Here is a 23,206-nt window from a genome sequence, read left to right as displayed (position 1 = left end):
GGTTTAGAGTTTAATAAATAAAGCACTGTTTGCAGGTATAAGCACCGAATTACCATTAAGTATAGGTTTTTCTGATGCGGTAGGAGGTATATAGGCATGTTGCAATTGCAAATTCACATGTGAAATTTGCATCATATCCTTCGCCAAAGTAGGAATTACGACATCAATCGTCTGCGAACGTTGCGAATCAAAATTACACATAATGAGTAAGCGTTCATTTTTGGTGTACCTTAAAAAGGAATAAACCTTATTTGCAGGGTAATTAGCCGATTGAGCATATTGTAAATCGAAAAATGCGCCTTTCGAAATAGCCTCAGAATTAGCCACTCGTTTAAACAAATCCTGATAAAATGCATCTATTTGTTTTTCTTCGGCCGTTAAAGCTCCTCCGTCAAATTTTCCATCATTCATCCAGCGCTGATGCGTCTCAACACGCCAAAAATCAAACATCGAGCTACGATCATCAGCTTCATTATATCCTTCTATCTCATTTGCTTTTTCACCAAATTCCTGTCCCATGTAGACCATTAAAGGTCCATCATGCAAACCTGCGGTGATTACCATACCTGGGATTGTCGACCAGAAATTATTCGCAGCGAATGCAGGTGTATTCAAGCGATGTTCATCATGATTCTCAAGGAAACGTAACATATGATTAGCAAAATCACCCGATTCATGCTGCCAAACACGTGTAATATCGGCACAAGTGGCTTCCGGTTTTTGTTGCATCAAACGACGAACTCCATCGTATAAACCAACTTTATCGTATAAATAATCAAAGCCCCCTTTGAAAATATAATCGCGATAACGGTCGGGCTGGTAAATCTCAGCTATAAATATAATCTTAGGATTCTGCTTTTTGATTTTACCAATCGCATACGTCCAAAACTCAACCGGTACCATTTCGGCCATATCACAACGAAAACCATCAACCCCTAAGTCTGTCCAATAGGAGAGAACTTCATGCATTTTAATCCAAGTATTCGGAATGGGGTCAAAATGATTTTGATTGCCATTTTGGTAATCGATTCCATAATTTAATTTCACCGTTTCAAACCAATCATTGATGGATGGCTGAGGGGAAAAAACATTGTTCCCACTTACTTTGGCAGGTATTTCGATGTAAGGAATATTCACAGAGACAGGTGGATGAACTCCTTCAGGGACTGTAAATTGGGTCCCAGGTAAATAATAGAAGTTATTATTTACATCAAACGCAACCTGTTTATTATCATTGACACCGAAATCGATTACGCCTTTTGGTTTTTGATCCGATGAATATTGGCGAGCCAAGTGATTAGGTACAAAATCAATAACAAGCTTTAATCCCTGCGCATGAAATCGTTTTAACATCAATTTAAACTCGTCCATTCTTTTTGCTGGATCATCAGCCAAAAAGGGATTAACGTCATAATAATCTTTAATGGCAAACGGAGAACCTGCACGCCCTTTTACAACAGAAGGATGATCGATCGGTGAACCATAGGCAGGAAAATTCTCCATGGTAGCGTGCTCTAATAATCCTGTCGCATAAACATGGGTAATTCCTTTGTTTTTTAATGCCTTTAATGCGACATCAGAAACATCTTTGAATTTAGTTACGCCATTGGTCTGGTAAGAACCATTACGCACTAATTCAGTTTGTTTGTTCCCCCAAAGGTGAAACATCATTTGGTAAACAACGAATTTTTCTGAAGTAGCTTTAACAGACATAGGCGATTGGGAATACAAAGGCGTGGTAACACGAAGTAGTGTTAGTACAGCAATTACAATAGAAGATAATTTGCGCATATATTAAAATAAACACCATAGCACAGCAAAAAAGGCTTTCTTGGCAGCTGTAAATGTAATAATTTTGATACTTCAATTTATACAGAAAAAGCTAAATTTTAAAACAAATGATGTACAAGGCATGCCTCTTTGACCTAGACGGAGTTCTCGTTGATACAGCGATTTATCACTTTCAAGCATGGAAAAATTTAGGAAAGCAATTCGGTTATGAATTAACAGAAGAACAAAACGAGCAACTGAAAGGCGTTTCACGCGTAGAATCACTGAATAAGATTTTAGATTGGGCCAATTATACTGCCACGCAGGAGGAAAAATCAGTTTGGCTAATTGAAAAAAACGAAGATTATTTACGTTTAATCTCCAACATGAATCCAAGTGAGATTTTACCAGGCGTTTTATCATTTTTAGAACAAATAAAGGCTTTAGGCTATAAAATTGCTTTAGGATCGGCAAGTAAAAATGCAGAAATCATCTTAGATAAAACAGGACTAACACCGTGGTTCGATTTAATTATCGATGGCAACAAAGTAAGCAAAAGCAAACCTGACCCAGAAGTATTCCTGAAAGGAGCAGAAGGTTTAGGAATAGCGCCTGAAGAATGTATCGTTTTTGAAGATGCCCAAGCAGGAGTTGAGGCAGCTAAGGCAGGAAACATGAAGGCAATCGGAATAGGAGAGTCTGAAACCCTATTCTTAGCCGATAAAATCATTCCAAATTTCATAGGAGTAAAAGCAGCTGAATTATTACAATTTTAAGAAACAGCGTAGCACAGAAATTACAAAAAGAGACAAAATCATATTTTTGTAATTGATTCAAAAAATTACCTAATAGCCCCATGAAACAATACTTAAAATTAGACGAATGGAAAATCATCGAAGATCAATTCCATCCTGAGTTTAATGAAATAACAGAATCCATATTTTCTTTGGGAAATGGCCGGATGGGGCAAAGGGGCTCATTTGAAGAAACATATACGGGAAAAACATTACAAGGAAATTATGTTGCAGGAGTTTATTATCCAGACAAAACCCGCGTAGGTTGGTGGAAAAACGGCTATCCAGAATATTTTGCTAAAGTATTAAATGCAGCGAATTGGAATGGTTTAGAAATAAAAATAGGTGATGAAATCGTTGACTTAAACCAAAGCACAATTCATGCATTTTATCGGGAATTAAATATGAAGGACGGATACATCCTTCGTACCTGTAGCATCTCCTTAAATTCGGGCAAATCCCTTGAAATTAAATCGATTCGATTGAATAGCATGGCAGATGATGAATCTGGTGTAATTTCATACAGCATTAAAGCATTAAACTTTTCAGACACGATTCAAGTAAAAGCCTACATTGATGGCGATATAAAAAACAAAGATTCCAATTACGACGAAAAGTTTTGGGATGAAGTCCAAGTGGGTGCATCTGAAAACACTTCACATGTATGGTCCAAAACTAAGAAAACGGGATTTGAGGTTGTTACAGGCCAACAAATTCAATTACAGGTAAATGGACAAGCTCAACAGCTTGCATGTCAAACAAAAACAAGCGAAAAATACAGCGAATTGAATTACCAAATCGCAGCAAATGAAGGAGATACACTAACTATCTTCAAGTACGCTGTCAACTTGAGTTCTGAAAATCATCCAACAAAAGAGTTACTCACAAGAGCTCAAAACTACTTAGCGAAGATAAGTCAAAAGGGTTTTGATCAAATGCTGATTGAGCAAGCTGCTGCCTGGGCTGCCAAGTGGGCAATTAATGATATTGTAATTAAGGGAGATGTTTCAGCCCAACAAGGTATTCGTTTCAATATATTTCAATTGAATCAAACCTATACAGGAGCTGACGATCGCTTAAACATCGGCCCCAAAGGATTTACCGGTGAAAAATACGGTGGCTCTACTTATTGGGATACCGAAGCCTATTGTATTCCTTTCTATTTGTCGACAGCCTCACAAGAGGTTTCCAAAAACCTATTGATATATCGTTGGAAACAACTTGATCGCGCCATTGAAAACGCAGGTAAACTTGGCTTTAACCAAGGAGCAGCTTTATATCCGATGGTTACAATGAACGGGGAAGAGTGCCATAACGAGTGGGAAATTACTTTCGAAGAAATTCATCGGAATGGTGCTATTGCATATGCTATCAAAGATTATGTTGATTATACCAATGACCGCAAACATCTTGTTGATTATGGCTGGGAAGTATTAATTGGTATTTCTCGTTTCTGGGCTCAACGCGTCAACTGGTCGGAGAACCTGCAGAAATATGTTATGTTGGGAGTAACGGGTCCTAATGAATACGAGAACAACGTCAACAACAATTTTTATACAAATTACTTTGCTGTTTGGTGTTTGAAATATACGCTAGAGGTCTTGAATGAGATCCAAGCAAATTATCCAAGTGAAGCGAAAGCAAAATTAGATATTACCAATTTTGCAGCGAGTGAAATTGAACAATTCAATCACATCATTCAAAACATGTATTTCCCTCGTGATGAAAAACGTGGCATATATCTCCAACAAGATGGATTTTTGGATAAGGTAATTGCTCCGGTAGATTCTATTCCAGCTGGCCAAAGACCTATCAATCAAAACTGGTCTTGGGATCGTATTTTACGTTCATGTTACATCAAGCAAGCGGATGTCTTGCAAGGCATGTATTTCTTTGAAAATGACTTTACAAAAGAGGAAATCGAACGAAATTATAACTTCTATGAACCCTTGACGGTTCATGAGTCATCCTTGAGCCCATGCGTTCACAACATCTTAGCGGCAAAATTAGGTAAAGAAGATAAGTCTTATGAATTCTATACACGTGCTGCGCGTTTGGATCTTGATGATTATAACAATGATACAGAAGACGGCTGTCACATTACCAGTATGGCAGGAACTTGGATGTCGATTGTCAAAGGCTTTGGTGGAATGACGATTCAAGATCACCAGTTAAACTTTGAGCCATTCTTACCTAAACAATGGGACGAATATGCATTCAAAATTAATTTCAGAGTTAATCAATTGGCCATCAAGATCCATAAACAAGGAATCGAAATAGATAACCTATCAGATACGGCGATAACGTTGAAAGTCAAAGGGAATCCTTACACAATAGCTGCAAATAGCAAACAAGCTATCTAAACAAAAAAGGTCAGCCTCGCAGCTGACCTTTTTTGTTAGCCCATATCGATATCAGGTGTTGACCGATCATTTAAAGGAACACCTGCACGTTCCTTCCGAGCAATTCGGGAATATAAACCAATTTCTTGTGAGAAGATAAAAGTAAATAGAAGCTTCACAAAAGAAGTATGGTATTTCAAATTATCGTAAAACTCAGGAGCCGCCGATTTTAATTTGGGTAAATTATTCCATGGAACTGAGGGCATATCGTGGTGTTCATTGTGATAACCAACATTCATGTTGACACCATTCAAAGTGCCATAATAACTATATGTCTCCTGATTCTTATCTAATACTAAATAGTGCTCTTGAATCCATCGAGCTCCGAGTGGATGTAAACCCACGGAAAATAAGAAACTTAAACCCAGGTAGGCAAGTGCAGGCCAGCCCCAGAAATATACAATGGCAAAATCAAAAGCCAACTGCGCGATAATGTTCATGATTACACCACGATCAAAAACAGCTAACTCAATACAACGAATCGTACGAAAACCTTGAAAGAAGGGGTAAAGCATTAACCAAAGAACCTTCCCGATAAAGTAATTATTAATCAATTTGGCTTCCCAATAATCGGGTAAGTCGGCATCCAATTCATGTACCCCTTGAAAAGCATGATGCTTTAGGTGGTAGTTTTTAAATGATATGGCAGTGGGGGCCAAAGAAGGGAAATTAGCAATAATTCCAGCTGCCACATTCATCCAATTCTTTTTGAAAATCAAGTTGTGCGCGGATTCATGAATACAAACAAATAAGGTATGCGTTGGAAATGCTCCGACCAACCAAGCTGTTCCAACAATCCAAGCCCACGAAGCATCTTTTAAATAATAGGCAATTGCGATTTGCATACCTACACAGACCACAATCCACAAAAAAGTCATTGGGTTCTTACCAATCAGTTTTTTGACTTCAGGATGTTTCTTAATGATTTCGCGCGTACGTTGGCGATGAGGCTCCGAACCTTCGACCCAAGTAAAATCAGATGCTGTTGACATTTTGTTCGCTTTTAGAATCGTAAAGATACATCAAAGCCCTATTTCCTGACGAAATTAATCGAATTATATTTAAAAGTGACAATATGTCATAAACTGACAGTTGGTTAGCGTATGGCACTATCCTTGTAGAAAAGGGAGAAAAAATAATTAAAAATATCATGGGAAAAATTATTGGAATTGACTTAGGTACCACCAACTCATGTGTGGCGGTTATGGAAGGAAATGAGGCAGTGGTTATCGCTAATTCAGAAGGAAGAAGAACGACTCCATCCATTGTAGCATTTTTGGAAAATGGCGAGCGTAAAGTGGGAGATCCTGCCAAAAGACAAGCCATTACAAATCCTCAAAACACGATTTCATCTGTAAAGCGTTTTATGGGGAAAAAGTATTCTGAAGTAAGTTCAGAATTGAAGACTATTTCGTATCAAGTAGAACAAGGAAATAACGATACACCACGTGTACGTATCGGTGATCGTTTATATACGCCTCAAGAAATCTCAGCGCAGATTTTAACAAAAATGAAGCAAACGGCTGAAGATTATATCGGCCAAACAGTAACAGAAGCCGTTATCACGGTTCCCGCTTATTTTAATGACGCGGAACGTCAGGCAACGAAAGAAGCTGGACAAATTGCAGGTTTAGAAGTTAAGCGTATCATCAACGAACCTACAGCAGCGGCATTAGCTTATGGAGTAGATAAGGGTGGTAAAGACATGAAAATTGCCGTATTCGATTTAGGTGGTGGTACGTTTGACGTATCTGTACTTGAATTAGGCGATGGTGTATTTGAAGTTAAATCAACTGATGGTGACACACACTTAGGAGGAGATGACTTTGACCAAGTAATCATCAACTGGTTGGCCGAGGAATTTATTGCAGATGAGAATATCGATTTGCGTAAAGATCCAATGGCTTTACAACGATTGAAAGAAGCCGCAGAGAAAGCAAAAATTGAATTGAGCTCTGGAGCATCGACTGAAATCAACTTGCCATACATCATGCCTGTTGACGGTATTCCAAAACACTTAGTTCGTTCATTATCACGGTCAAAGTTTGAGCAATTGGCAGACAGCCTTATCCAACGTACCTTGGAGCCTTGTAAGCGTGCAATGAAAAATGCAGGTTACACAAATGCAGATATCGATGAGGTAATCTTAGTAGGTGGATCAACACGTATTCCACGTATTCAAGAAGAAGTTGAGAAATTCTTTGGCAAGAAGCCTTCTAAAGGAGTTAATCCAGATGAGGTTGTTGCGATTGGTGCGGCGATTCAAGGAGGAGTATTAACAGGAGAGGTGAAAGATGTTCTATTGTTAGACGTAACACCTTTGTCATTAGGTATCGAGACGATGGGTGGTGTATTTACCAAATTAATCGAGGCGAATACAACAATTCCTACGAAAAAGTCTGAAACCTTCTCAACAGCGGCGGATAACCAACCATCGGTAGAACTTAATGTACTTCAAGGCGAGCGCCCGATGGCGAAAGATAACCGTTCATTAGGTCGCTTCCACTTAGATGGTTTGCCACCAGCACAACGTGGTGTACCTCAAATTGAAGTAACATTTGACATTGATGCAAATGGTATCTTGAACGTTTCTGCGAAAGATAAAGGCACTGGTAAAGAGCAAAAAATTCGTATCGAAGCTTCGAGTGGCTTAACTGACGAGGATATCGAGAAAATGCGTAATGAAGCGAAAGCTAATGAAGCATCTGATAAATTAGAAAAAGAGCGCGTTGAGAAAATCAACCAAGCTGATGCTTTAATTTTCCAATCTGACAAGCAATTGAAAGAATATGGCGAGAAATTATCAGAAGGTAACAAAACGGCTATCGAAGAAGCACTAACTGAATTGAAAGCTGCGCATGCTTCACAAGATTTAGCAGCAATCGATACTGGACTTGAGAAATTGAACGCTGCTTGGACGGCTGCTTCCCAAGAAATGTACGCTGCAGGCGCTACAGAAGGTGGTGAAGGTGCACAACCCACAGATTCAGCATCAGATGGTGGGGCAGAAGATGTCGCATTCGAAGAAGTAAAATAATTACCTCTTAAAATTTAAAGCCCGACCTAAACAGATCGGGCTTTTTTTATGCGCCAAAAAAATGTCTCAACTCTTTACTCTTACCTCTTACCTCTTACCTCTTAACTCTTAACACATCGTTACAATCCCATCCCACAATACTTTACGTACTTGTAACGATTCAATGGCCGCATTTGTAGCCCTCTGCCATTTATCTGCATCAGTTCCACATAATTCCTCCATCATTTGATAAGCTAATTGACTGTGATGATCTCCATCAACTTCGATGTGACGCTCTAAATAGTAAACTAAAGTTTCTACTTGCTTTGGAGCATCTTGCTTTAATTGATCAACGATTAATTGAAACATACCCGGAATCAAATCCTCCCGACCAAAAGTGAAAATTGCGGCAATCTCTTCAATTGGCCGATTTTTAATAGACTCAAATGTAAATGTCAAAAATTGCTTAATCGATGGGGCTACTGATGATGCAGCTACTTTTTGTAGTATTTCTTCGATGGATGTAGCCTGCAAAAATTCACCTAAGATAGGAGAGGCCTCAATCGAAAGCTCTTTCATAGCCCGTAAATACAGTTCAAAATGACTTATAATGACACCATGTTGGTCGACATCAGATTCTTCACCCAATACAATCTCATTAATTAAGAATCGTACCTCGGCTGAGCCTTTAGGAACCCAAGGCTGTGAAACACAAGTCAATTCAGCTTGCAACTTTTTTACAAGCGACATAAAATCCCATACAGCAAAAACATGATGCTGCATAAATAATGTCAAATCCGATTGTGATTTAATGAAAGAATTAATTGGATGCTTATAAAGCGCTTGTTGATATGGTTTAATTTGTTCTCTTAGGCTATTAATTTGGCTCATCTTAATGAATTGTTTTTGTCCTATATTTTAATCGCTGTCCATCTCGGTTATTTTGAACAGCTAAAATCTCAGCTACCACGGCTATGGCTATTTCTTCAGGTCCTTCAGCTCCGACATCCAAACCGACTGGACTTGATATATCAGAAACTAGCTGACAGCTTAATTGTTTTTGTAAACGCTCAAATCGTTTTGTCGGTCCTAGAATTCCCAGGTACTGAATAGTTTGATGACTAACGTATTGATTTAAGAATTGAACATCTCGATCGAAATCGTGTGTCATTAAGACCAAACAATCACTCGATTTAAGTCCTGATACGCTATCCCATTCATAACAGGCAGCAACACGAACCTGAAGATCCTTTCGCATTTTTGAAGTATTTCCAACCCAATGCACTTCCCAAGCTAAATTTAAGCATAATTCAATTAAGCTTGAAGCATCAAATTGATTGCCAACAACCCAAATACGCGTCCGAGCAGGTAAATACTCCGTAAAAACTTGTTGGCCTTCATCCCAAGCAGCCACGGATTGTTCAATTTGAGAAATATGCAATACATCCTCCACCCATTGCGAACGCATAAATCCTGGCAAACCTGAATTTATTTGTCTTTCTAGGGAATCTTTTACACGTTCAATATTCGCACGTATGGGATCAATAACAATCTCGATTAAACCCTGACAACCTAAACCAACTCCCAATTGAAACGGATCATCTTCGCGCGTGTCATAAGTGATTCGTTTGATGGATTGTTGAAACATCGCTAATTGGGCTTTCTTTAGCAAATCGCCTTCTAAACAACCTCCACTGATTCCTCCCCACCAATTCCCTTGAGAATCAATTAACATACGCGCACCAGGCCTACGGTATGCAGAACCATCCACGTGTACTACTGTTGCTAACGCAATTGATTCTCCACCCTTCAGTAATGTATCTAGCTGAGCCAGAATGACTAATAATTCTTTCATCTATGAGGCAATTGACTGTTCAAATAATCAATTAAGAAATCAATGTCAGACTCTTTGGTAAGATAACTCAATGAAATCCGAATTGTTGCTAATGCTAACGAATCAGCATGGCCATGCGCTTTCATGACGTGTGAAGGCAATTGAGATTTAGCATTACACGCAGATCCGTTGGAAACGGCAATCATCGGAATTTTCCGATACAATTCTTCCCAATCCAAGTTTGGAAAAGACAAGCTCAATATATGTGCAACCGACTGATTGTCAGCAGAATTAACGATATGATTTGTAAGTAATTTTTGAAGTATTTTATCCTTGTAATTTTGAATCACAGGCATCGACTCGATTAAGGCTGGAAACAAATCAAAACAAGCTGATAAAGCAACAACTTGTTGAACAGGCACAGTCCCTGGACGTAATCCTCGTTCTTGTCCACCACCGTACATAAAAGGACAAATCAAAGAGGGAGAGTTAAATACCAAACCACCTATCCCTTTTGGACCATAGATCTTATGCCCGGAGAAACTGATCATATCGGGCAGAAAAGGATTATGCGCTAAGTCAAGCTTCCCAAGCGCTTGGGTAGCATCAGCGTGAAAACAAATAGCTGCCTCTCGACAAATTTTAGTGATGGCTTGAAAATCAGTCAAATTTCCCGTTTCATTGTTGACCATCATCAAAGAAATCAAAACAGTATCAGATCGAATGGCCTGTTGAACCGATGAAACTTCAATACACCCCGAATCATTCGGTTGCAGATAGGTAACAGCCCAACCTTGAGCCTCCAAAGTTTGAAAAATCTGAAGGACAGCCTTATGCTCGATATAAGAAGTAATCAGATGCCCAGGATGTTTGTCTTTCAAATATCCCTGAATGGCTAAATTATTAGATTCTGTGGCGCCTGAAGTAAAAACGAGTTGGCGTGCAGGAACACCAAAATAAGAACTGATTTTCTTTCTAGCTGATTCTACGGCCTCGTCAGCAGCCCATCCATAATAATGTTGGCTAGAGCCTGCATTCCCAAATTCTTCCGTGAAATAAGGCAACATGGCTTTTAGCACATCCGGGTGTACCGGTGTGGTGGAAGCATAATCGAAATAAATGGGTTTTTCCAATGTTATACGAATTGATAACAAAGATAGGAGATAAAAAAAAAGTCCCGAATAAATCGGGACTTTCATTTGCTAACTAAGCAAGTTTTTTGACAACTGCTTTAAAAGCTTCTGGGTGATTCATTGCTAAATCAGCTAATACCTTACGGTTTAAAGCCATACCAGACTTGTTATATTTACCCATAAAAGCTGAATAAGACATACCTTCTTGGCGAGCCGCAGCATTGATACGTTGAATCCAAAGTCCGCGAAAATCTCTTTTCTTAACTTTACGATCGCGGTATGCATATTGCAAACCTTTCTCTACTTTGTTTTTTGCTACAGTCCAAACGTTTTTTCCGCGACCGTAAAATCCTTTCGCTAACTTAAGGATTTTCTTTCTTCTAGCTCTTGAGGCTACGTGATTGACACTTCTTGGCATAATTTTTTGTTTTTTGAAATGAGGCGAATCTCTCGATTACTTTTTTTGCCTTCTTTCTGGTTTAACAATAACTAAACTGATAATTAAAGACCTAACATTAAGTTAACGCGATCCATATCAGCTGGTGAAACTAGAGTTGCGTGAACTAAATTACGCTTTTGTTTCGTTGTTTTTTTAGTAAGGATATGGCTGTGAAAAGCATGTTTACGCTTGATCTTACCAGTTCCCGTTACTTTGAAGCGTTTCTTAGCTCCAGAGTTGGTTTTAATTTTTGGCATTCTTTAAATTATTAAATGTAAAAATTGGAATGCAAAAGTAACAATATTACCTCGAAATTCCACTCAATTAGTAAAATTATTTCTTTGCCACTTTAGGAGAGAAAATGATGCTCATACGCTTACCTTCTAACTTAGGCATATCGTCAGGCTTACCCACATCTTCCAAACCTTTGGCAAAATTAAGCAATAGCATTTCGCCACGCTCTTTGAATACAATTGTACGACCCACAAAGTGTACATAAGCTTTTACCTTAGCACCTTCTTTAAGGAAGTTAACGGCATGTTTCAACTTAAAGTTAAAATCGTGCTCATCCGTGTTAGGACCAAAACGAATTTCCTTAATAACGGTCTTAGTCGCATTGGCTTTGATTTCCTTCTGCTTTTTCTTTTGATCATACTTAAACTTCGCATAATCAATAACTTTACACACAGGAGGTACTGCTTTGGGCGAAATTTCAACCAAATCCAAGTTTTGAGACTCAGCAATTGCCAACGCTTTCGCAAAAGGATAAACACCAATCTCAATGTTTTCACCTACTAATCGAACTTCTTCGACACCACGAATCAATTGATTAATTCGATACGGTTCCTCTTCTCGCTTATTTCCTCGGTAATTGTTGTTGGGGCGTAAAGCCATAAATTATAATTTGGTTTAAATAAAAATCACTTCGAAGCTAATTTAAAAAGCGCGTAAATGCAAACAAATATTGGCCAAACGCTTAAATAATCAGTTATTTCTAATTAGAATAAGAATGTTGGTTTATTTCCTCACCAGCCAATGCCATAAAGGCATCCAAACTCATCATCCCTAAATCTCCTTCACCTTTCTTACGAATACTAACCATGCCATCAGCCTGCTCTTTCTCACCCACAATAATCATGAATGGTACTTTACCAACCTCCGCGTCACGAATCTTACGACCCATTTTCTCGTTCCGATGATCCACATAACCACGTAAATCGCGCTCTTGCAAACGTAAATACACCTCGTTCGCGTAATCTTCGTATTTCTCTGAGATAGGCAAAACAGCTAATTGATCTGGAGACAACCACAATGGGAAATTCCCTGCTGTATTCTCAATCAAAATTGCTACAAATCGTTCCAGTGAACCAAAAGGCGCACGGTGAATCATCACCGGACGATGTTTTTGATTGTCGGAACCTGTATACTCCAACTCAAATCGTTGAGGTAATTGATAATCCACCTGAATCGTACCTAATTGCCATTTACGACCTAAGGCATCGCGTACCATAAAGTCTAACTTAGGACCATAAAATGCTGCCTCACCATACTCAACAACGGTAGGCAAACCTTTCAATTCCGCCGTTTTAATAATGGCTTGTTCCGCACGATCCCAATCCTCATCGTTTCCAATGTATTTTTCACGATTCTCACGATCACGCAAGGAAACCTGTGCGGAATATTCGTTGAAACCTAAGGCTTTGAATACATAAAGTACCAAATCAATTACCTTCATGAACTCTTCTTCAACCTGGTCTGGCCGACAGAAAATATGCGCATCATCCTGTGTAAATCCACGTACACGAGTCAACCCATGCAATTCACCGGATTGCTCGTAACGATAAACCGTTCCAAACTCCGCCAAACGCAAAGGCAAATCCTTGTAAGAACGTGGCTTTGTCTTGTAAATCTCGCAATGATGCGGGCAGTTCATCGGCTTCAACAGATACTCTTCGCCCTCATCCGGTGTATGGATCGGCTGAAAAGAATCCTTGCCATATTTCGCATAGTGACCTGAAGTCACATACAATTCTTTACTAGCAATATGTGGAGTCACAACCGGGGAGTAGCCCGCACGAACTTGCGCACGCTTTAAGAAATTCTCCAAACGTTCACGCAAAATGGTTCCTTTCGGCAACCATAAAGGCAGACCCATGCCGACCTTTTCCGAGAAAGCAAAAAGCTCCAATTCCTTACCTAATTTCCGGTGATCACGTCGCTTCGCCTCTTCCAATAAAAACAAATACTCTTCTAATTCTTTTGCTTTGGGAAACGTAATCGCATAAATACGCGTCATTTGCTTACGCTTTTCATCGCCACGCCAATAGGCTCCCGCGACACTTAAAAGCTTCACTGATTTAATAAATCCGGTCGAAGGAATGTGAGGTCCCCGACATAAATCGGTAAAATTCCCTTGACTGTAAAACGTAATAGAACCGTCGGATAAACCTTCCAACAATTCTAATTTATATTCATCATCTTTCTCCGTGAAATAGGCAATCGCATCCGATTTAGATACCGACTTACGCACATACGCGCTCTTTTGGCGAGCCAGCTCAACCATCTTATCCTCGATTTCCTTGAATTGATCTGAACCAAATTCTTTACCTCCTAAATCGATATCATAATAAAATCCATTTTCAATCGCAGGTCCAATACCAAACTTCGTTCCAGGATACAATGCCTCAATCGCCTCAGCCATCAAGTGAGCAGATGAATGCCAAAATGTCTTTTTCCCATCCTCATCATTCCAAGTTAATAACTGCAAACTTGCATCTGATTCAATTGGAGTAGAGGCATCGACTACATCACCGTTCAATTTAGCCGCCAATACATTACGCGCTAAACCTTCCGAAATTGACAAGGCAACATCCATGGGTGTTACTCCTTTTTCAAATTCACGAACCTGACCGTCAGGAAAAGATATCTTAATCATATAAAAAATTTTTGCGAAGGTACGAATTTACCTTCATTTTAAACCCGAAAAGAGCGGAAAATTATGGGACAATTTGTTGGGTCGAATCAAGTGTCGAATTAACTGAATCCGTTTTTTTCCCAACCAATCGGTCATACAAAATTGTAAATCGACCATCGGTCGCATACACCTTTCGAATAGAATCCAACAAGGAAATACTTTTTGATTTTTGACCTCGATTTAATGTTCCCAATACTTTTAAATAAAGTACATCCCGGGCAAAAAGGCCACTGGATTGAATAGGAGAAAGGATATTGTCAACCAAATCGTATTGATTTCGTTCTAAATAATAGCGCGCTACATAAAGACGGACAAAAGCTTGTTGGGGCATCCAAGCAATACTTTGCTTGAAAACCTTCTCTGCCTGACCATATTGACCCATATGTACCAAAAACTGTCCCCATGAAAACATCAGATAGGGGTCAAGCGGAAACTTCTTTAATTCACCTAAAATTTGCTTTTGGTAGTTTAAGTTAGAAATACGACCAATTTGGTATGCAAAATAAGCATGCGCTAAATCAGGATGTTGAATATCGACTAATCTTACCGCTTGATACGCGCCTAAACTATCTGACCGAAACTGCCGTTTCATGAAATCCACATATGGGCGTTCCGACTTAGGTAGACCCGCCTTTTCCAATTTACGGATGTATAAAAATCCAAGCTTTTTCTCGTGTATTGCAAAATGCAAGTCAGCTAAAATTTGAAATAATTTGGCTGAAGTAATACCGCTCGACTCAACCAATTTGGCATCCTCAATTGCCTCAGAAAACATGCCTAATTGTCTTTTTATGAGCGCTGATAGCAACAAATAATCCACATCACCAGGTACTTGGCTCAATGCTTTCTCAATATCAATTTCAGCTTTTTGATAGGCGCGTAAGTCAAAATAAGCTTTTGATCTTAAATAATAAAGATTAGCCCCATCCTGATTCTCTAAGAGATTCGTCAGGTAAGCCACAATCAATTCTGGCTTCTGTGATTTCTGAAAAATAGCAGCAGGAGGTATCGTTTCACCCTTTGTATCTTGCTCCTTTTCACAAGCCACAAAAAATAAAGAGATTCCTACGAGAAATATGAGACGATAAATCAAAATCCGATATCTATTACCAATGGAACAATAGCCCAAGATTTACTTTCAGCAACATACAAGGCTCGAACTCCTAATTCAAATCCTTGCGAAAATCTTAATGCATGAAATTGGGCCAACAAATCTACACCGAATGCATGAAAGGATTGTGCTTTTCGATCCAAATTATCCTTTCCCATACCTAAATCACCAAAAACATTACCCTTAATTCGGCTAATGTAAAGTATGCGCCCCACACGAATATCCGTATTCTTAATAGGGAAACGGTAATCTATGCCCAAGGTTGATAACTGATTAAATGAAGTGTATAGGTACCCTCGGGGAAAATATACAGAACTGCCGAAGCGATAATTTCCCGCTGATTCTTGTTGGTATGCATAACGCAACAAAAATCCATCATGCTTTAAGGGTCCAGGCAGATAAATTTGTGCCTGGATATTCCACAATTCATTCTGCAACTTCTGTTTGAAAGGAATACCATTCCAATTCGCCTGAAAAACAAATCCCTTTCGCGCTTGAACATCCCACAAACTTTTACTTAACAATTTGCTGTAATAAACCTGATGTTTCACAAAGCTATAATTTCCATTAAACGGTTCAGAATAATAGCGTTTAGTCAAATCATAACCGCTTACATTCAGAAAGCCTATATTGGATCCAATCTGTAAGAATTCCTGATATGCACCATGCGTTAAATTAAATGGAATCCGAAATCCTACATCCCACGTTTGTTGCTTCCATTGGTCAACCCTTAAACTGTCTAAAGGCTTTTTATTATCAATATATAATTGCGTTTGACGATTGCTGGATTGATAATTAACATCGATAATTGGAAACCATGCATGGTAGGATAGACGGGCAAATTGATTCAAATGCCTTTCATTCATTTCATATCGAATACCCGCTGAAGCCTGCAAAGAATTAAATACATCTCTTGACTGGATACTATACTCCAATTGATTTCCTGTAGAGCTTAACACAGGACCCCAAGTAAATGGATTGATTAAATTCCATTTCGAAACCAATTTAACGGGTAAAGAATGCTGCAATGAATCCTTTTTACTTTCAAGTGAATGAATAGCTAAATCAACGGACGTTGGTTTCAACGGAACGATAACGATCTTATGACCTGCCGCAGTGTAGGCCGAATATGTCAAAGAATCGGATGTAGAATATCCAAAATAGGCCCCAAAACGATCCTTCGTCATAATTTCAAATCGGTCATCCAAGCGATTAATTCGAGCGATCTGGTCTACATCGCCAGCGGGGTAATTCATATAGATCCAATTACCATCAACAGTCGGATGTGCTATATTATGTTGGCCAAAATCCTTTCGAAAAATTTCCTTCTGTTGAACAAAATCCCAAACGCAAACGGATTTATTACCCGCATATTTAACGATGTAAACTAATGTACCATCCCTATTGATGCGAGGTTGAAGAAACTGCTCACCACTTTTAGCTACTATTTTTGAAATAACCTGGCGATGCGCACGATCATAGACCATTATTGAAGATTGGTCATTTTCCTTTAAATGAATAAAGGAAACGTATTTTGAGTCAGGAGAAATACTCGGACTTATCCACTTTTCATGAACTCCCCAAAACATTTTTTGACCGCTTTTCAACGAGTAAAAAACGAGACGAGATTGTTGTTTTTGCCCCCAGCGTGAATGATAAACAAGCTCAGACCAAACAACAAACTCATTCGAAGCACTTAACATCGAAGCATCAATCATCGGGCCGAGATAGGTAAGTCGGCGCTCTTTTCCTTGCTTTATTTCGACCAATTGCCTGATATCCGAAAAACCACTTTTCAACGCGATGATTCGACCATCTGCTAAGACATTGGGGTACAAATATTGTGTGTATCCTTGTTTCTTAGTCACAGAGGCGGAATCCTGAGCCGTTAACTTTTCGAAAGCGTCAGTAGCGTAGTGGTCAATTGACTTACCTGTACGTTTTTTAAACTGTTTTGAAAAGCCAAATAAGGTTGGATGATTCAGCGCCGACTGCCATAAACTAGGAATGAACGTTTCACCAAAATCCTTCGTCATTTGTTGACTTAAATACTGTCCAAAAACATAATGATTAGGAACTAAATGCTGGTAAGACTTACCCATCATTTTGGCATAATTAGGTACTCCGTAGGTAGCTAAATAGGCCTTTAATGGTAATTTAAATTGGGGTATCTGAGACCGACCCATCGCATTCAAGTGCGATTCTGTTTCCACTGCATCGCCCTCCCAAAGCCAATTTGGAATCAGTAAATTACTGTAAACAGCTTGCCCATAGGCTCCAAAAATACCATGGACCCAACGAGCCAAACCCTGTTTAGCGGCATTACTTTGATGCACATGTCGCAGTTCATGACTCACCAAGAGAGGCAACCAATCATTTGTCCCCAACAAAGCAGCGTCCTGACTCGGTGTGGTTAAAAACTCAGCTCGTGGTGCGAAAAGGCTGACAAAGCCATTCGAGACCAAGCCTTGATTTTGTAATAGAATAGGAAATCGGCGAGTATTTTTAGGAAAGCCTGAGCCAGTTTTAGCCCAACTTGCCTCAAGCTCATGAGCTGTCACCTGAGCAACAGAATCAAAACCTGCCGGAAAGTATAGGTCTAACGGCGCAGATTTCATTGAAATCTTGTAAAATTTCAATGAAAATGGATTTTGGTCTAATAAAATAGACTGCGCCCAGCCATTCAATGATAAACAACAAAGTAATAAAAAAAGCAGATTTCTTAAAACCACTTCAATACTCGCTCGATTAGCCATTTCGTCCGTAAGGTATAGGGAGGATAAAAGAAGCGCAAAGCATTGGTCTTTTGTACGATAACAGCCTTTGCATGCGAAAACTCTTCGAAGCCAAATTTACCTCCGGATCGACCGATGCCAGAATTGTTAACACCACCAAAAGGCAAAGATGAATGGCCAAATTGAATCAAACAATCATTGACAACACTTGAACCCGCCGATGTATTATTTAAAATGTAATCCGTGAAAGTTTTATCCTCCGAGAAGATATAAAGCGCTAAAGGCTTCTCCTCATGACTTAAATAGTTGATAATTTCTTCCTCCGCACGGAAAGTAAGAACAGGCAAAATAGGTCCAAAAATTTCTTCTTGCATGATTGCCATGTCCATCGTACACTGACTTAAAATCGTGGGACTAATGTAATTCGTTTCGGGATTCATGTCTCCACCAAAAATCACCTTAGCACCTTTCTCTTTGGCGTCATCCAATAAACGAACGATGCGATCAAAATGTCTCCGATTAACGATACGCGCATAGTCATTACTTTTTTCGATGCCTTTCGAATCTGCATTGTAAAAAGCTTGAATGGCATTTTCTAATCCGGCTAAAAACTGAAAATGAACCTTTTCATGAACAAAAACATAATCAGGAGCAATACATGTCTGGCCATTATTCAAAAACTTACCCCACGCAATTTTTTGAACAATACTATCCATATCGGCACTTGGCCCAACAATCGCTGGTGATTTACCACCTAATTCAAGGGTAACTGAAGTCAAATGCTTCGCGGCAGCCGCCATAACCACTTTACCAATGGCAGGACTTCCTGTAAAGAAGATATGGTCAAATTTCTGGGCTAGTAAGAACGTGGAAATTTGCGCATCTCCTTCCACACAGAATACATCGGAAGGATCGTACAATGCATTAATCATTTTCTTGATAAATGCTGAAGTATGTTCGCTCATTTCGGAAGGCTTCAAGATAATTGCATTTCCTGCCGCTATTGCATGGACCAAGGGATTAATAGCCAAATTGAATGGGTAATTCCAAGGTGCAATAATCAAACACAAACCTTTCGGTTCAAATTGAATATGACCCTGAGTACCTAATAAAAGGAGCGGAGTGGAAACTTTTTGAGGCTTCATCCATGATTTAATATGTTTAATCATGTGATCTATTTCACGCTTTACTCCTAAAAGTTCCGCGATGATTACCTCCGAACTAGGCTTACGAAAATCCTGAAAAAGGGCATCGAAGAGATCTTGTTGGTGGGCCAACATGTATTTCTGCAACTTTCTTAATTTTTCAATACGCTCATCGGCACTCGAATTTTTCAATCGGAGCAAGGAGGATTTTTGCAAAAACAGAACCTCTTGGATTCTTTCTTCAGTAGATTGATTCATGCGTACAACTTATATGGTAAACAATTCACGTAATTTATCTTCAATTAAATCAAAATAACCTTTATTTCCTGAAGGTCTAAACCAAGTATCACCCGCAACATACCATTTGCCATCGCCAGGGTAAACAGCAAATTGCGTTTTTGGTTTTAAATCTTCTACACCTTTTTCAAAAGTAAATTCACCGATAAATAAAACTTGCATCAATTCTTGCAATTCTTGCCATTGTTCTGTAAAACGAATCGGACCTTCTGAGCCGCCTGTACGGTAGGTAAATTTTAAATCAAAAAATGACATTTCTCCCTCAATGCGTACCCATTCTTCATCGGCGTCCATAAACTGAAAACCTAAATATAAGGGCATTTCATTCCCGGCAACCTCTAAAATCGCCTGCATAAATTCCTGCAACAAAGTATCCTCAATTTCTAAACTAATCGGCACAGCTGTGGTTGTATCAGCAGCTTCCAAGGTGATAAAAGGTTCTTCATCGCGCGGATTACAAGAACCTGATTGAAATAATAAAAAAGCTGTTTCTAATCGGTTGCGCCAGGCTAGAGATAAATCACCTGACCATTCGAAATGATCTTCAACGTTCAGACCTTCAGCTAATAATTCTTCTCGCGAAAAATCATCCCGATCAATGTATTGAATAGAAACCGTTACGTGTGGATTATCAGACAAAAATCCATCAAATGTAAAGGCCGCTTCTAAATGATACGGTGCAGGAACATTATTAGGACTCTCATAAAACAATTGAAATTTCTTTTCTAAACGCGCTGGTTTCATTTATATGGATTTAAGATACAAAGCTACGGATTTCAATCTATCTATTTTGCCTGAAGATGTAAATTGAAACTCATCTAAGTGAATATATTGTTTGGGCAATTGCCACGACTCGAAATGATTCCGAAGTAAGGAACCGATTGACGATTGCATTTGAGTTGACCAATCCCCTATAAAAAACAGACATACTTGTTGGCCGAATACTTCATCATCCAATGCCTCAATAAAAAATGAATCAGGTTTATCAGACTGCGCATCAATGAATTTTTCCAATTCCTCAGGGTGCACTTTTCGACCCGCTGAATTAATCACACGGTCGAATCGACCTTTTAATTCGAATGTAGCATCGGAATTCAACGTGATGATATCATTCGTCTGAATCCATTCATTTCCGGTAACTAAGCCAGATATTTTCAGACATCCTCGTTCATCAACACGCAAGTTAACAGAGCTAAAAGGTTGAAATGAAGATGCACCTAAAGCCCTAAAAGCAATATGTGAAACCGTTTCTGTCATTCCATAGGTTTCATAAATGGGAAACGGCAATTCTTTGCTGCGTAAAATCAACGCATCTGATAAAGCAGCCCCTCCAAGTAAAATTCCTTTTGAATGAGCGAAATAAGCAGGTAATTCAAGCCCAGACGCAAGAATGGCATGCCATTGATTCGGAACAAAAGAAGCTAATTGAATCGAAATAGGAGCAAGATCTAATAAAGGATTGGCAGAAGGTTCAACGAGGCAAACCCTCAAATCAAGTACCAGCGCACGAACGATGACCATTGCACCGGCAATGTAGTTAACCGGCAAACAGGCCAAAGCCACATCTTGTGGTTTCAATTGTAACCATTCACCCGTTGTTCGAGCGGAAGCTACCATGGCTTTACGATCCAGCCAAATAGGCTTAGGAACACCCGTGGAACCCGATGAATGAAACAAGAAAGAGCTTTGCCCGCTTTTCCAAGCGCTACAAAATGCAAGGACCTCTCGCTCGAATTCCGAGGAAGGTTCAAACAAATCGTCCGATAGGGGAGAAAATAGCTGCATAAATCGTCAAATCATTCCAAAATTAACCAAACATTCTCTAATTTCGTGAGTTAATAGAAGGTTAATCAATTAACCTTGCGTAGATGAAAGAAGAGCCATTTTTAAATCCGATCAATCCAGACAAAGTTGCCCAAAACCCGGGCTTGCTACCTTATGCACATACCGCAGGAGGAGCTGTCATTAAACCGGAGGATACGGGTAAAACAAAGGGGAGGAGTATTTTAGCGATGCGCCAACAAACGGATCGGCAAATGAACCAACTCTATGAGCAAATGGAGGTTTTGGCCAAGCAAGCTAAACTATTAGCCGATCGCAAAGAAATATCGGAACGCATCTATGATGCTGCTATGGGTTTTGAACCTATTATTTCCGAGACTTATTACATGTATGAAAAAGAAGATGGGACTGACCTACTATCGCTTGTTGCGCCGCATGAATGGGGCCGTTCTTTTAAATACAGCCGTTATTTAGCCAAAGTAATCTTATTAGCAGACCATACCTGGGATGTTACTTACAACGAAGAATCTAATCAATAAATTATGACGTCAAATTTGCCGTGGAAAACCATTAAGGAATACAAAGACATTTTATTCCAACAATATAAAGGGATTGCTAAAATCTCAATTAATCGTCCGCACAAGCACAATGCATTTACTCCATTGACAGTACAAGAGATGTCGGAGGCAATGGAATTAGCCCGCCAAGATACATCTGTGGGTGTCATCATTTTAACAGGAGAAGGAGGAAAAGCATTTTGTTCAGGTGGTGACCAAAGTGTTCGTGGCGATGGTGGATACGTTGGAGACGATTTCGTGCCGCGTTTAAATGTCTTAGACTTACAACGTCAAATAAGAACAATTCCTAAGCCCGTCGTAGCGATGGTTGCAGGCTGGGCCATTGGTGGTGGACACGTGCTACATGTCATTTGCGATTTATCCATTGCAGCAGAAAATGCTCGTTTTGGTCAAACAGGTCCTAATGTAGGTTCATTTGATGGAGGCTTCGGTGCATCGTATTTAGCTCGAGTAGTAGGTCAAAAGAAAGCGCGTGAGATTTGGTTGCTTTGCGATCAATATGATGCACAAGATGCACTTCAAATGGGATTAGTCAACAAAGTGGTTCCTTTAGAAGAATTAGAAGCTACAACGGTGGCATGGTGCGAGAAAATCTTAGAAAAAAGTCCTTTGGCTTTGCGCATGTTGAAATCGGCATTCAATGCCGAACTAGACGGTCAGGCAGGGATTCAAGAATTGGCAGGTAACGCGACATTATTGTATTATCTATCCGATGAAGCGAAAGAAGGTAAAAATGCATTCCTAGAAAAACGCAAACCTGATTTCTCAAAATTCCCTAAATTCCCTTAATGATGAATTATTGGCTCGTAAAATCTGAACCATTCAAATATTCTTGGGATGATTTCGTTAAAGAAGGGAAATCTGTTTGGGACGGGGTGCGTAATTACCAAGCACGGAATAATATGAAAGCCATGCAAAAGGGCGATTGGGTGTTTTTTTACCATTCAAACGAAGGCGTGGAGATTGTAGGCTTAGCAGAAGTTAGCAAGGAATTTTATCAAGACCCTACAACTGAAGATCCAAGATGGGTTGTTGTAGAACTTAAACCAATTAAAAAATTCCCAAAAACAGTAACGCTCAAAGCGATGAAAGCAGACGATCGATTAAGTTCGCTTGCATTAATCAAACAATCTAGATTATCCGTTACCCCCGTTCAAAAAGCAGAATTTGACATCATTCTAAGTTTAACTGAATAA

The 23,206-nt window shown here is 39.3% G+C and carries 20 protein-coding genes; 6 read left to right on the top strand and 14 right to left on the bottom strand.

What is annotated here, in order from left to right; all coding sequences use genetic code 11:
• Positions 1 to 3: 3 nt before the first annotated feature.
• Entirely contained in the window at positions 4 to 1,791 is a 1,788-nt protein-coding gene (locus PQG45_RS03675; protein ID WP_315575669.1) for an alpha-amylase family protein, read from the bottom strand.
• A 107-nt stretch (positions 1,792 to 1,898) separates the two neighbouring features.
• On the opposite strand from PQG45_RS03675, the gene pgmB reads away from it, so the two are divergent.
• Positions 1,899 to 2,546: a beta-phosphoglucomutase gene (gene pgmB, locus PQG45_RS03670; RefSeq protein WP_315575671.1), complete on the top strand. Its 648-nt coding sequence runs from the start codon at positions 1,899 to 1,901 to the stop codon at positions 2,544 to 2,546.
• 80 nt (positions 2,547 to 2,626) lie between these two features.
• Positions 2,627 to 4,927 (top strand): family 65 glycosyl hydrolase domain-containing protein, encoded by a 2,301-nt coding sequence (locus PQG45_RS03665; RefSeq protein ID WP_316070308.1) that lies wholly within the window; start codon positions 2,627 to 2,629, stop codon positions 4,925 to 4,927.
• Positions 4,928 to 4,962: 35 nt separating this feature from the next.
• On the opposite strand, the gene PQG45_RS03660 is transcribed toward PQG45_RS03665, so the two are convergent.
• Complete coding sequence (locus PQG45_RS03660) at positions 4,963 to 5,958, bottom strand: fatty acid desaturase (protein ID WP_316070307.1); 996 nt, start codon at positions 5,956 to 5,958, stop codon at positions 4,963 to 4,965.
• A gap of 158 nt (positions 5,959 to 6,116) precedes the next feature.
• Between PQG45_RS03660 and dnaK the strand changes: the two genes are divergently transcribed.
• Entirely contained in the window at positions 6,117 to 8,003 is a 1,887-nt protein-coding gene (gene dnaK, locus PQG45_RS03655) for a molecular chaperone DnaK (protein ID WP_316070306.1), read from the top strand.
• A gap of 108 nt (positions 8,004 to 8,111) precedes the next feature.
• Here dnaK and PQG45_RS03650 read toward each other — a convergent pair whose 3' ends face one another.
• From PQG45_RS03650 to PQG45_RS03595, 12 genes are all read right to left on the bottom strand, one after another.
• On the bottom strand, positions 8,112 to 8,873 hold the full coding sequence (locus PQG45_RS03650) for a DUF3050 domain-containing protein (RefSeq protein ID WP_316070305.1): 762 nt from the start codon (positions 8,871 to 8,873) through the stop codon (positions 8,112 to 8,114).
• A 1-nt stretch (position 8,874) separates the two neighbouring features.
• Positions 8,875 to 9,837, bottom strand: a complete 963-nt coding sequence (locus PQG45_RS03645) for an XdhC family protein (RefSeq protein WP_316070304.1) — start codon at positions 9,835 to 9,837, stop codon at positions 8,875 to 8,877.
• The gene (locus PQG45_RS03640) at positions 9,834 to 10,949 is read right to left on the bottom strand and encodes a cysteine desulfurase family protein (RefSeq protein WP_316070303.1); all 1,116 of its coding nucleotides are present in this window, start codon (positions 10,947 to 10,949) and stop codon (positions 9,834 to 9,836) included. The genes PQG45_RS03645 and PQG45_RS03640 overlap by 4 nt, the downstream gene beginning before the upstream one ends.
• A 73-nt stretch (positions 10,950 to 11,022) precedes the next feature.
• Positions 11,023 to 11,367 (bottom strand): 50S ribosomal protein L20, encoded by a 345-nt coding sequence (gene rplT, locus PQG45_RS03635; protein ID WP_315576201.1) that lies wholly within the window; start codon positions 11,365 to 11,367, stop codon positions 11,023 to 11,025.
• Between the two features lie 83 nt (positions 11,368 to 11,450).
• On the bottom strand, positions 11,451 to 11,645 hold the full coding sequence (gene rpmI / locus PQG45_RS03630) for a 50S ribosomal protein L35 (RefSeq protein ID WP_315576202.1): 195 nt from the start codon (positions 11,643 to 11,645) through the stop codon (positions 11,451 to 11,453).
• Positions 11,646 to 11,721: 76 nt separating this feature from the next.
• Positions 11,722 to 12,282, bottom strand: coding sequence for a translation initiation factor IF-3 (infC, locus tag PQG45_RS03625; RefSeq protein WP_315576203.1), 561 nt, complete (start codon positions 12,280 to 12,282; stop codon positions 11,722 to 11,724).
• Between the two features lie 100 nt (positions 12,283 to 12,382).
• The gene (gene thrS, locus PQG45_RS03620) at positions 12,383 to 14,323 is read right to left on the bottom strand and encodes a threonine--tRNA ligase (RefSeq protein ID WP_315576205.1); all 1,941 of its coding nucleotides are present in this window, start codon (positions 14,321 to 14,323) and stop codon (positions 12,383 to 12,385) included.
• Positions 14,324 to 14,384: 61 nt separating this feature from the next.
• The gene (locus PQG45_RS03615; protein WP_316070302.1) at positions 14,385 to 15,455 is read right to left on the bottom strand and encodes a tetratricopeptide repeat protein; all 1,071 of its coding nucleotides are present in this window, start codon (positions 15,453 to 15,455) and stop codon (positions 14,385 to 14,387) included.
• On the bottom strand, positions 15,452 to 18,091 hold the full coding sequence (locus PQG45_RS03610; protein WP_316070301.1) for a hypothetical protein: 2,640 nt from the start codon (positions 18,089 to 18,091) through the stop codon (positions 15,452 to 15,454). Before PQG45_RS03610 ends, PQG45_RS03615 begins: the two co-directional genes overlap by 4 nt.
• Positions 18,092 to 18,195: 104 nt before the next feature.
• Entirely contained in the window at positions 18,196 to 19,611 is a 1,416-nt protein-coding gene (locus PQG45_RS03605; RefSeq protein WP_315576211.1) for an aldehyde dehydrogenase family protein, read from the bottom strand.
• 9 nt (positions 19,612 to 19,620) lie between these two features.
• Entirely contained in the window at positions 19,621 to 20,394 is a 774-nt protein-coding gene (locus tag PQG45_RS03600; RefSeq protein ID WP_315576212.1) for a hypothetical protein, read from the bottom strand.
• Positions 20,395 to 21,435 (bottom strand): AMP-binding protein, encoded by a 1,041-nt coding sequence (locus tag PQG45_RS03595; protein WP_316070300.1) that lies wholly within the window; start codon positions 21,433 to 21,435, stop codon positions 20,395 to 20,397.
• An 83-nt stretch (positions 21,436 to 21,518) separates the two neighbouring features.
• Between PQG45_RS03595 and PQG45_RS03590 the strand changes: the two genes are divergently transcribed.
• From PQG45_RS03590 to PQG45_RS03580, 3 genes are read left to right on the top strand one after another with little or no spacing between them, the layout of a single operon-like run.
• Positions 21,519 to 21,971: a DUF2452 domain-containing protein gene (locus PQG45_RS03590; protein ID WP_315576216.1), complete on the top strand. Its 453-nt coding sequence runs from the start codon at positions 21,519 to 21,521 to the stop codon at positions 21,969 to 21,971.
• A 3-nt stretch (positions 21,972 to 21,974) separates the two neighbouring features.
• Positions 21,975 to 22,799, top strand: a complete 825-nt coding sequence (menB, locus tag PQG45_RS03585; protein ID WP_316070299.1) for a 1,4-dihydroxy-2-naphthoyl-CoA synthase — start codon at positions 21,975 to 21,977, stop codon at positions 22,797 to 22,799.
• A 2-nt stretch (positions 22,800 to 22,801) separates the two neighbouring features.
• Complete coding sequence (locus PQG45_RS03580; protein WP_315576220.1) at positions 22,802 to 23,206, top strand: EVE domain-containing protein; 405 nt, start codon at positions 22,802 to 22,804, stop codon at positions 23,204 to 23,206.

The sequence above is a fragment of the Aquirufa regiilacus genome (assembly GCF_032470275.1).
Classification (GTDB): domain Bacteria; phylum Bacteroidota; class Bacteroidia; order Cytophagales; family Spirosomataceae; genus Aquirufa; species Aquirufa regiilacus.
This window is presented reverse-complemented; position numbering and strand designations above follow the sequence as displayed.